We start from the raw sequence: 11,072 nt of genomic DNA, 5'->3' as shown, positions 1-11,072 counted from the left end.
GGTCCGACGCACAACATGCGTCGGACCCGGCCTTCTTGGTAGCGGGGACAGGATTTGAACCTGCGACCTCTGGGTTATGAGCCCAGCGAGCTACCGAGCTGCTCCACCCCGCGTCGGTAACACCGACCATACGGCACCGAGGGCTGCAGCGGAAATCCATTACCCACCCCACCGAATGCAGGGTCAGCCACCCGGCTCCGCTGGGCACGCAGGGTGCGCGTCACACGCGTGACGCCGTAGCCGAGCAGCCAGGGCAGCACCGTGATGCCCCCGACGTCCACGGCGAGGTAGCCAAGGAAGTTGTCCCACCAGGTCGACTCGTCCCAGGTGTCCGCAGGCAGGACCGTGTCGACCGCGAACACCCCCACACCACACCCCCATGGCACCCATGACGAAGGGCCCGAGCGGTACCCACAGCACCACCGGGACGAACAGCAGAACCCACCACTCGTCCGAATACCCGAACATCATTGGCGCCCCCTGCCAACGCCGGCCCTCGGGCTTCCTCCCCCGCAACACCCCTGCGTGAACCAGCCCGCCACCGGCGGCCGGCCTCAGTGCGGATCGCAGAAGCAACGCTGCGTCAGCCGACATGCGCCCGTTGATCGCCCGGCCACTTCCGAGCCCCGTCGATGGCAGAGACCCACAAGCCTGGGCCCCACCCCCACAGCGTCCGGGCCACCCGCGTGGCGGACCGTAGACCGGCATTGACCTGCGTAGACGCACTGGCGGCGGCCATCGCGTCCCCGGAGGACCCCCGGGCAACAGGAAGGGCCTGGAAGCTCTAGGCTTCCAGGCCCTTTGACCTACGACTTCACAGTCGGGACGACAGGATTTGAACCTGCGACCCCTTGACCCCCAGTCGCCCGGCCATAGCGATCGCTGCACGTCAGACGGTAGAGAGCCCGCGCTGTTCGTTCCGCGAAAGGCGACTCAGAGGCAATGGTGAGCAACGCGTGGTCCCCGGCAAGTCCCCACCGGTCCCCCCTTCCGCTGTACCCCTCAGCCACACTCCGTGGGCAACCGCATACAAGGAAGTGGCTCGGGATACTCATCAGGTCGTGCTCGCCGATCTCGCTGTAGTGGTGCCGCGCCGAGATGGGAGCGGAGCGGCAGCCGAGGAATAGAACATCAGCCGCGTCACGGCGCAGCTGCGATGGTGCCGCACCCGGATGGTGCGGAGTGACGTGGACCGCCGGTTCCTGGACACGGGGGAGCGGTGGCTGCTGCGATGGTGCCGCACCGGGAGGGTGCGGAGAGACGAGGGGGCGACACCCTCGGCGTGCTGCTGGCCGTGATGGTCACCTCTGCGGACATCGGCGACCGCGCGGCAGCCCAGGTCCTGCTCGCCCAGGCCGCCACCGCGCACCACCGGCTAGCCCTTGTCTGGGCCGACGGCGGAGAAGGCAGGTCGCTCCAGTTCTGGAGAGCGCCTTGGAGGAAGTTCTCGAACTGTGCGAGAAGGCCCACCCCCACGAGATCACCATCACGGCCTAGGCCGAACGCGAGGCCATCACCGCCTGACCCCGGGGCGCGACCGGGACCCCCTTCCTTCCGCACACCGGGCCTTGGTGCGCCGCCCCGGGGCGCCCCTCAGTGACACCGATGAACGCCACCTCGGCGCGGCGAGCCGCGCGCGGGGTGGCCGGCGCGGTCCACCGCCGACCACCCCGCGCCCCGGTGCGGTCGCGTTCGCGGCCGGGCGCGCGCACGGTTGACCCATGGGCATCGTGGTTCTGATGGAACTGGTCGAGCCGCTGGACACCCTCGTCCTGGGGATCGGGACGACCAGGTCGATGCCATGTCGGCGCGGCGGGTACACGCCGCACCATCGGAGCCGAAGGCCACCGGCGGCCCGGGGGCGCTGACCGCGTGCGGAATGGACACCTCGTCCATGGTGGTCGACCGGTGGAGCCCGCAGCGGCCCGGACAGGGCTGGTATCCGCCGCGCTGGGCCGGGTACGTCTGCCTGACCTGCGACGCCGCCGCCCGTGCCTTCTGATCCGGGAGCGCGGCGGGCCGGCTCGGCCTAACGGGTTCCCGGCGGGCGGTCGCCGTGCTGCCCGGTGGTGTCGATGGCGTCGCGCAGGGCGGGCAGGTCGGTGAGGGCGGCCTGCTCGGCGAAGCGGGCCAGAAGCCGGCGCAGGACCCGCTCGTCGCGGTCGCGGACAGCTTCGGCGATGGCCGCCGCCAGCGACACCTGGGTATCGGGGTCGGGGGTGCGCACCTGCCGCGCGGCCTGCTGCCCTTCCACCGCTCGCCTCCCGTTCGTTCGTCGTCGTGGCCGCCGGACGCGGCGTCCTCCGTCCTGGCGCAGCTGCGGCGACCGGCCGCCCCGCCCTGCGCGGGGCGAAGACTACCTCCCCGACCGACACCGCAAAATCTATGCCCGTCGGAGTAGACATTGCCGCACACCGTGGTTAGTGTTTCTCTCGTAGACGAGGTCAAGCGGCACCCGCCAGACACGAACTGGCGGGCAGCAGGAAAGAAGTTCGCAGGTCGGCACGGTTGCAGGGCCCTGAAGCCAGGGATGGCGCAGTAAGGCGACAGGACCGGTGGCCGGGCCGGGCGGCCCGCAGGTATCAGGGGCCGCCGCCCAGCAGCACCGCAGTTCAAAAGACGCGCCGGGCAGGTGGGCGTGAAGAAGGTGACGCAAAAGACGGCGCGGTAGCGGAGTTCCGGAGCCACAGCAGGTGCAGGACGGCGACGGAACTGGCGACCGGGCCGGGCGGCCCGCAGGTATCAGGGGCCACCACCGAGCGGTACCGCAGTTCGGTAAGTGCATTACCAGCAGGTGAAGTTGAGTTGCGCAGTACCGGCAGTCGCAGTACGCGGTATCCCAGTGAAGGCGCCCAAGACTGCGGGCGCGCGTGCTGGGAGTCCGGCAGTGGGGTTCCAAGCCGAGCGGTTGAGCAGGACGGGCGACGGGGCTGGCTGCCGGAACCGGCGGACCACCAGGACCGCCACAGCAGCACCGGGTAGTTGGCACTATCACGCAGTTCGCAGTACCAGCAGCACCGCAGTTCCGAGCAGGTCGCAGTACCCGGTAGTGGAAGTACCCGCAGTTCGCAGTAATCGGTCAGTACAGAGGATGAACGGAGGGGACAGAACGCCATCAGGATCGCCCGGCCCGTGAGGCATCACCCGGGCGGATTCCGAAGACCCCAAGGCAAGGACGGTGGTTTCCGGTCACGCATACGCGATCCCCGCACGCCCCCTCCCCCGGGGCGAGGCGGACATGAGGAAGTCGGCCACAGGCCGACAGATGGTGTAAAACCCTTCGGGGCCCCGGGAGCCGCAACGGCCCCGGGGCCCCTCAGCGCGTCCCCGGACACAACAACAAGAAGAGGTGCAGTGACCACGGCAACCATCCGACCCCACACCCCCGACGCCGTCAGCTCGTTCGACGATGACGACTACCCCGCCTACACCATGGGCCGCGCCGCCGAGATGACCGGCACCACCCCCGGCTTCCTGCGCTCGCTCGGCGAGCAGGGCCTCATCACCCCCCTGCGCTCCGACGGCGGTCACCGCCGCTACTCCCGTTACCAGCTTCGGATCGCGATGCGCGCCCGCGACCTCGTCGACCAGGGCACCGCCATCGACGCCGCCTGCCGCATCATCATCCTCGAAGACCAACTCGAGGAAGCCCTGCGCATCAACGAGCAGCTCCGCCGCTCCCAACACGGCCAGGAACCCTCCGCCGACACCTGACCCATCCATCCAGGCCGACGAAACCGGCCCGCGGTGAGCAGCAGGTGCTCACCGCAGGCCGCCCGGGACACGAGCCCCTCGGTTCCGGTTCGCCGGCCGACCCTTCTCCACCGGCCCGGCTGCCCGACACCCTGCCTCACGGCGCGGACCACGCAGACCGCTTCCGCGCAGGGGGATTCCAGGTTCGCGTGAGGCCGCACCGGCCCGGCGCATCCGCTGGTAGGGGCGAAGCGTGCTGCGGGCGGATACCGCGATGGCCGGCGCGTCGGCGCCGACGCGCCGGGCCTAGAAGCTGAGTAGGCCGATGGCGTGGCCGTCGTGGTCCACCACCGGCCACACGGCCAGGCCGCGGGAACGCATGGCGGCGGCCGCAGTGGCGGCGGGCATGTCGGCGGTGGCGAACGGGGCCCGGTCGAGGACGATGTCGCGCACCGGGGTGCGCTCGGTGGACCGGGAGCGGGTTTGGAACGGCGCCAGGTGCAGGCGGGTCAGCAGTCCCGCGCAGCGGCCGTCGTCGTCGCGGACCAGGAGGTGGTCGGCGCCGGAGCTCTGCAGGATGTCCATCGCCATGTCGACCATGACGTCGTCGCTGATCTGCAGCTCCGGACATTTCATGAGGTCGCCGACCGTGGCGGTGGCCGGGGGGCGTTCGAGGGTGATGGTCATGGGCAGACTCCTTCGCGTATCCACCGCCGGGGCCGGCGGTAGTCAGGGCACTGGCGGTGGGATGGCCGGCGGGTGTGCCGGACCGGGCCGGGACTGCTCTGCGCTTGGTGGGTGGTGGGGCCCGGACTGCGGCGGCAGTCCGGGCCCCCCGTACGCGCTAGGCGGCGAGGGCGACGCGGCGGGGTGCCCGGCGGCGGCGGCCGGAGGAGCCCTGGTTGTCGCGGCCCGTGGCGGTTGCGCGGGCGTCGGCTCCCGCGTAGGCGGGGCGGCTGCGGCGGCCGCGGCTCGTGGAGGCGCTGCGGCGGGGGCGTTCGACGACGGGGGCCGCGATCACGGTGGGGATGCCGGTGGGCACGCGGGCGCCGGTGATGCGGGCCAGTTCCTCGTCGCCGGCGCTGACCCGGGTGGTGACGGGGGTGATGGCGGCCGTGGTCATCATGCGGGCCATCTCGCGGCGCTGGTTGGGCAGCACCAGCGTGACGACGGTGCCGGACTCCCCCGCGCGGGCGGTGCGCCCGCCGCGGTGCAGGTAGTCCTTGTGGTCGCTGGGCGGGTCCAGGTTGACGACCAGGTCGAGCCCGTCGACGTGGATGCCGCGTGCGGCGACGTTGGTCGCGATCAGCGCGGTGACCTGGCCGGTGCGGAACTGCTCCAGGGTGCGGGTGCGCTGGGGCTGGGACTTGCCGCCGTGCAGGGCCGCGGCCTTCACCCCGTTCGCGAGGAGGTCCTCCACCAGGCGGTCCGCGCCGTGCTTGGTGTCGATGAACATGATCACCCCGCCGTCACGGGAGGCGATGTGGGCGATCGTGGCGTTCTTGTCGAAGTTCTGCACGTGCAGCACGTGGTGCTCCATGGTGCTGACCGCACCCGCCGACGGGTCAACCGAGTGCGTGACCGGATCCTTCAGGAAGCGCCGCACCAGGCGGTCGACGTTGCGGTCCAGGGTCGCGGAGAACAGCATCGTCTGGCAGCCCTCGGCGACCTGGGCGAGGAGTTCGGTGACCTGCGGCAGGAAGCCCATGTCGGCCATCTGGTCGGCCTCGTCGAGCACCGTGATGCCGACCCCGTCCAGCTGGCAGTCGCCCCGCTGGATCAGGTCCTTGAGCCGGCCCGGGGTGGCCACCACGACCTCCGCCCCCCGGTTCAGCGCCTGCGCCTGGCGTCCGATCGACATTCCGCCCACCACCGTCGCCATCCGCAGCCGAACCGCGTGGGCGAACGGGGTGAGGGCATCGGTGACCTGCTGCGCGAGCTCACGGGTGGGAACCAGCACCAGGGCCAGCGGCCGGCGCGGCTCGGCCTTCTGCCCGGCGGTGCGGGCCAACACGGCGAGACCGAACGCGATGGTCTTGCCGGAGCCGGTACGGCCACGCCCCAGGACGTCACGGCCGGCGAGCGAGTTCGGCAGCGTGGCGGCCTGGATCGGGAACGGCGTGGTGACGCCCTGGCGGGTCAGCACCGACAGCAGCGCCTTCGGCATGTCCATCTCGCCGAACGCCTCGACGGCCGGCAGCGCCGGGGTGGTGCTCACCGGCATCGCGAACTCGCCCTGAGCAGACGAGCCCTGATGGAAGCTCCGGCCGCCGGCGGGCCGGTCGCCGTAGAAGGAGCTGCCGCCGGAGCGGGATCCGTAGGAGCGGGCGGAGGCCGAGGAGCGGGAGTTGGTGTTCTGGTACGGGGAGCGACTGGAGCGGTTCATGCGAAACCTTCCTGGGACGGCACGTCGCGAGGCGACTCCGCAGCGCGGGGCGCCGGCAGGAGATCGCCAGGGAACGGGCCGAAAAGTATGGGGAGCGGGGCGTGGACGGTGAAACCGTGCGGCACGTCACCTCAGGTCGACGCTCACCGCGGAGGGCGGGAGCGAAGATCCTCGAACCGTGGGATGTCACGGCAGGGCGCCGATCCGGACGCGGCGCTGGGCGTCTCGCGTGGGGATGGCCGCCGGTGGCGGAGCCAGGGGGCCTGAACGGCCGGGGAATGCGTGGTGGAGCAATGTCGAGGGGCCCGCACCGGGCATCATGTACGCGGTGCGGGCCCCTCGCTACCAGGCGGGTGCCATGGCAGAAACTACAGCGGACGAATGTTCTCGGCCTGCGGGCCCTTCTGACCCTGCGTGACGTCGAACTCGACCTTCTGGCCCTCGAGCAGCTCACGGAAGCCGTTGGCGTTGATGTTCGAGTAGTGGGCGAACACGTCAGGACCGCCACCCTCCTGCTCGATGAAGCCGAAGCCCTTTTCCGCGTTGAACCACTTCACAGTGCCATTAGCCATAAAGAAATCTCCTTCAAGGGGCTGTCCGAAACCCGCACAGCGCGCGTTTCGAGTCGCCGCGATGAGCACCCACCCGGGAAATAGCCGGGAAACAAAAAGGCGCCTGCGATACATCAGCAGGCGCACACAAAGTTCATGGGAACCACTACTGCAACTAAAACGACTCTAGCAGGCCCCAGCCCGCCACGGGCGGATATTTCACCCCCGGTTCCGCGAGGCCCCTTCCCCAGGGCCGCCGATCGCGAGGCACCGGGACCATCAACACACATGGAGAGCAGCCTCGTTGAGCATGCCTCCCGCCCTGTCGGCGCCGCCGACTCCAGGGATGGAGAGGGCGGCCGACTGGGCGCGGAGCGCCTGCCCTGGCCGCGAACAGCGAAGCGCCACGCCCGCCGGCGTCATCCAGGGGACCGCTGGACAGCGCACGCGGCATTCCTGTCGAACTCCGAAATTGAATGCGCCGGAAGGACCTGCTCTCGCGATTTCCGGCGCCTGCCGAGGATGAGATGAATCCAGCCCCAGCCGGTCACGCTGAGCAGGAAAATGTAGTTCGCCGTCCGGACGAGCAAGTCGTCCTTGGCAATGGCGGCGCCCCCTCGATGATCGCCATGACTCCGCTGAAGATCATCAGGACTGCGGCGAAGACAATCCAGCCGGACCGTAGCGGATGCCGTGAGGAGCCCGGGACGGCGCTGCCGGCCGGGGGCTGGTTGTGGGTACTGGCCATCGGGGCCTCCCTGGCCGAGGGAACCGTCCGACCTTCGGATCGAACCGGCCGTCGGGCTCGGAATCCAGGCTTCCACGGCCCTTCCAATGCCGCGCGCAGGACTGGAGCGGGAACCTGGGCTACCGCTGCCCTCGCTCCGCGTATCGGTGGCACCCCGGTGATGTTCGCCTTCCTGGCAGGGGTTTCCGGTGCGGCAGCGATCCTCGCACTGGCCACCGCAGGCATGCGCATGGCCGACGACGGCCGCTCAGTCAGTGATCGATGACCAGCCGGGTGCCGGAGTTCGGGCAGCCATGCGGTCCACCAGCGCCTACTCCTCCTCAGTGGCGGATCCAGCAGCGTAAGGGTGGACCGGACGGCTGCCGTTGAAGGGTGCGAACCAGTCGTCCGCGCTCATCGGAGCGGCACCGAGGAGCGCGGCAGCGGGGTCCTGGCCGATCCCATCGAGGGCAGGCTCGTAGAGCCATTCGTGGTCCAGGTCCTCGTACACGTTCTCGCGGAAGGAGCCCAGCGCCTCCTGAACTCCGCCAGCCAGCAGACCGTGGATATCGAGGGTCGCCTCGGTGGTCTCCAGGAGAAGCCGAAGCAGCAGTTCCTCCGCGACGCTGCTGAGTTGCGAGAATCCCCCTCGGCACAGACGGCCGGTCAGGTCCACGGCGGTGACCAGCAGCTTGCGCGCGAAGAGCGGCGTATAGAGGTGAGCGAACTGGAGTGGCAGCCGTTCGAGTTGGAGCAGGCCTCCCTCGCACTGGGCGACATTGGGGTTGTCGCCGAGGCTGTCGATGTCCTCGAAGAGCTCATCCAGCAGGATGTCGATGGAGTAGAAGATCGCGCCGGCTGCGAGCTCGGCGTCCTCACGCGCCACATTGAACTCTTCGTCGGACTCCTCCTCGTCCTCCTCGTCCTCCATGTCCTCCGCGGTCAGGTGCCCGAAGGTCGCGAGGCCAACGCCGGCGAGTTGAGGCGCGAGCGCGCGCATGGTCGCCCGCATCCTCTCTCGGTCCTGGTCACTCAGTGCGGGCTGCGACGCTGCGTCTGGCGAGGTCTTGCGGTGCGTGGCGGCACGGACGGCCGGATCGGATGCGGGCGCGTCGGGACCGTCGGCCGCTTCCAGGCTCTCCTTGGCCGAGTCGAGGTGCAGCTCGACCTCGCACCTCTGGATGGACCAGCCGGCGAGCGTCTCGGTGTGTTCCAGGATCTCGCCGATCACGGCTTCGATGGCGGCCTCGGCATCCTCCAGGGAGGGCGCGTCAACGAAGACCTTCAACAGCGCGCCTTCGGGGTGGACGCCGATGAAGTGATCGGTGATCTCGACGATCTCGCCCTCCTTCCCCTCGATGGCTTCGACCGCGTCGAGTCCCTCGCGCAGGAGATGGATGACGCCCGCCCGCTGCAGCGGGTCGAGTTCAGGGGTGCCTTCGGGCCGGCAGGTGTCCACGGTGACCGCGTAGCTCATGACACCAGCCTGCCCCACCCCACCGATACCGCGGGACGAAAATCCCCAACCGGCAGCGCACTTGGCGGACAAGTAAAGGGATCCGCCCAGGCCATAGGGGTCGGATGGGGACTGGTGGTCGGATTGTGGTCGTCGGCTTCCCCGCCACTCCCCCGGCACGGATCACAATGGGTTCCGACAACTCCATGCACCCCTAGAAGGTGATCACCATGCGCGCCCACCACAGCGTGGGACGCGTCTACCGCCGCTGCGGCTGCCGCGACGAGCAGCGCCACCAGCTCGGCACCCGCTGCCCCCGCCTCGCCACCGATCCATCCCACGGGACCTGGACCTTCGCCGTCGACGTCCCGGCCACCACACCCGGCAGCCACAACCGCACCACGCGCCGCGGCGGCTTCCCCACCGAGGACGAAGCCCGCACCGCCCTCCACCGCTACCTCACCGGACGCGCCCTCGGCATCAGCGCCGACCCCAACCAGACCCTCGCCGACTACCTGCTCCAATGGCTCGCGGGCAAGCAGCTACAGCTCAAGCCAACGACCTGGGTCCGCTACCGCGACTACGTCCACCACGACCTGATCCCCGCACTCGGCCAGATCCACCTCGACGATCTCGCCTACGAACACATCCACAACTTCGTCCACACCCAACTCGCCGCCGGCCGTGGCCGCCCCACCGTCTGGCACATCCTCGCCACCCTCTCCAGCGCGCTCGGCGACGCCGCCCGCACCCACCGCCTCACGGTCAACGTCGCCCGGCCCACGGTCATCCCCCGCCCGGCCGCCGACGAGCGCACCATCTGGACGCCCGCCGAGGCCGTCCGCTTCCTGCGTTACTGCCGTGCCGCGGACCCCGACTTCGCCGACCTCATCGAGGTCCTCATCGGCACCGGACTACGCAAAGGCGAAGCCCTCGGCCTTCACTGGAAGGACGTCCACCTCGACACCCACACCCTGTACGTGCACTGGACCCTGTCCGCGATCGACAACAACAAGCTCATCCTCACAACCCCCAAGACCCGCAAGAGCCGCGACTGGGTCGCCCTCTCACCCCGCGTCCACAAGATCCTCGCCCGCCGCAGGACCAGGCCCCACCCGACCACCACCGCAGTGCGCAGGCCACCAGGCGGCGGGTACGTCTTCTGCCGCGACGACGGACACCCCCTCCACCCCGAGTACGTCCTCAACCACTTCCACTACCTCGCCCGCCAAGCAGGCGCCCCCCGCACCAACATCCACGACCTGCGACACCTCGCCGCCACCCTCGCCCTCACCGCAGGCGTCGAACTCACCATCGTCTCGAAGACCCTGCGCCACTCCACGATCTCCACCACGGCCAACATCTACGGACACCTCACCAAGACCGCTGCCCACCAAGCCGTCGACGCCATCGCCGAACAGCTCGACCACGAAGAAGAGCGCTACGACCGCAAACCGACCACCAGCCCGCCGGAACAGCGCCGGCCGCCCCACAGAGACCAGTATCCGAAAGCGGCATGAAAGAACGTCAGGGAACGGAACCGTGCCATGCCCCGGCTTACGACCACCCAACGATCACCAACAGAAAAGGCCGCTCCCACCATCCGGTGGAAACGGCCTCTGACCTGCGACTTCACAGTCGGGACGACAGGATTTGAACCTGCGACCCCTTGACCCCCACGGGTTCAACTATTGTCGACAGCGGAGGCCTCGCGGCCTCGGCTTTCATGTTGCTCAACCATGTTGAAAACATGGGAAGTTGATGCTCATCATGGAGATCCACAGTCGACAGGGCTCGAACCCGCGCGATGCTCAGTCGGGTTCAAGTTCGTACATAGATGCCCGTTATCGCCCACGGGCGCTCATACGCGCTCACCGAGCGCGGTCCCAAACTGGTCCCCAAATGGCCCCCAGGACCCCAGACCGGCCTTGGTCACTGCGAGTAGCAGCAATCTGTCGGCCCTTCAGAAGAGCCCGCCGGCCGACCGCTGCGGACCGCCGCACATTGCCGCTGGCTGGCCCGAGCACCCCGGGTAGATCAAGGTCGACTACCCGCTGGCTACGGATAGTGATCCTCCGGACGGTGTGTCGTCTTGAGCGTGTCCTCGCCGGCTGGTTCTGACGTGCCTCGCGCACCGTCCCGCACGCTCTGCCGCCACGCCCGGCCGAACGGCGAGCCTTGGACCAGGTCACCGCGTTCGAGAAGGAGAAACACACATGGGGCAGCGTGCGCAGCGGGGCAGGGTGTATCGGCGGTGTG

At 69.3% G+C, this 11,072-nt stretch carries 9 protein-coding genes and 1 tRNA gene; 3 read left to right on the top strand and 7 right to left on the bottom strand.

Annotated features, from left to right (window positions below; all coding sequences use genetic code 11):
• Positions 1–36 precede the first annotated feature (36 nt).
• Positions 37–113: transfer RNA gene (locus ACWGB8_RS14695), tRNA-Met, on the bottom strand.
• A 1,766-nt stretch (positions 114–1,879) separates the two neighbouring features.
• On the opposite strand from ACWGB8_RS14695, the gene ACWGB8_RS14690 reads away from it, so the two are divergent.
• Positions 1,880–2,002, top strand: coding sequence for a hypothetical protein (locus ACWGB8_RS14690; protein ID WP_354642933.1), 123 nt, complete (start codon positions 1,880–1,882; stop codon positions 2,000–2,002).
• 27 nt (positions 2,003–2,029) lie between these two features.
• Here ACWGB8_RS14690 and ACWGB8_RS14685 read toward each other — a convergent pair whose 3' ends face one another.
• Complete coding sequence (locus tag ACWGB8_RS14685) at positions 2,030–2,254, bottom strand: hypothetical protein (RefSeq protein WP_354642932.1); 225 nt, start codon at positions 2,252–2,254, stop codon at positions 2,030–2,032.
• A 1,178-nt stretch (positions 2,255–3,432) separates the two neighbouring features.
• Here ACWGB8_RS14685 and ACWGB8_RS14680 point away from each other — a divergent pair.
• A complete protein-coding gene (locus ACWGB8_RS14680) occupies positions 3,433–3,714 on the top strand; it encodes a helix-turn-helix domain-containing protein (RefSeq protein WP_209415364.1) in 282 nt (93 codons plus the stop codon).
• A 285-nt stretch (positions 3,715–3,999) separates the two neighbouring features.
• On the opposite strand, the gene ACWGB8_RS14675 is transcribed toward ACWGB8_RS14680, so the two are convergent.
• The 5 genes from ACWGB8_RS14675 to ACWGB8_RS14655 all read right to left on the bottom strand — a co-directional run bounded on the left by ACWGB8_RS14675 (position 4,000) and on the right by ACWGB8_RS14655 (position 8,834).
• Positions 4,000–4,380, bottom strand: coding sequence for a CBS domain-containing protein (locus ACWGB8_RS14675; RefSeq protein WP_452213621.1), 381 nt, complete (start codon positions 4,378–4,380; stop codon positions 4,000–4,002).
• Positions 4,381–4,537: 157 nt separating this feature from the next.
• On the bottom strand, positions 4,538–6,079 hold the full coding sequence (locus tag ACWGB8_RS14670; protein ID WP_452213619.1) for a DEAD/DEAH box helicase: 1,542 nt from the start codon (positions 6,077–6,079) through the stop codon (positions 4,538–4,540).
• Positions 6,080–6,447: 368 nt separating this feature from the next.
• Positions 6,448–6,651: a cold-shock protein gene (locus ACWGB8_RS14665; protein ID WP_030918248.1), complete on the bottom strand. Its 204-nt coding sequence runs from the start codon at positions 6,649–6,651 to the stop codon at positions 6,448–6,450.
• A gap of 398 nt (positions 6,652–7,049) precedes the next feature.
• Complete coding sequence (locus ACWGB8_RS14660; protein WP_452213617.1) at positions 7,050–7,454, bottom strand: DUF7144 family membrane protein; 405 nt, start codon at positions 7,452–7,454, stop codon at positions 7,050–7,052.
• A gap of 234 nt (positions 7,455–7,688) precedes the next feature.
• Positions 7,689–8,834, bottom strand: a complete 1,146-nt coding sequence (locus tag ACWGB8_RS14655; RefSeq protein ID WP_452213616.1) for a hypothetical protein — start codon at positions 8,832–8,834, stop codon at positions 7,689–7,691.
• Between the two features lie 209 nt (positions 8,835–9,043).
• Between ACWGB8_RS14655 and ACWGB8_RS14650 the strand changes: the two genes are divergently transcribed.
• Positions 9,044–10,333, top strand: a complete 1,290-nt coding sequence (locus ACWGB8_RS14650; RefSeq protein ID WP_452213614.1) for a tyrosine-type recombinase/integrase — start codon at positions 9,044–9,046, stop codon at positions 10,331–10,333.
• Positions 10,334–11,072: the final 739 nt, after the last annotated feature.

Source organism: Kitasatospora sp. NPDC054939, assembly GCF_053610105.1.
The sequence above is the reverse complement of the archived record's forward strand: the minus strand, read 5'-3'. Positions and strand labels throughout refer to the sequence as shown.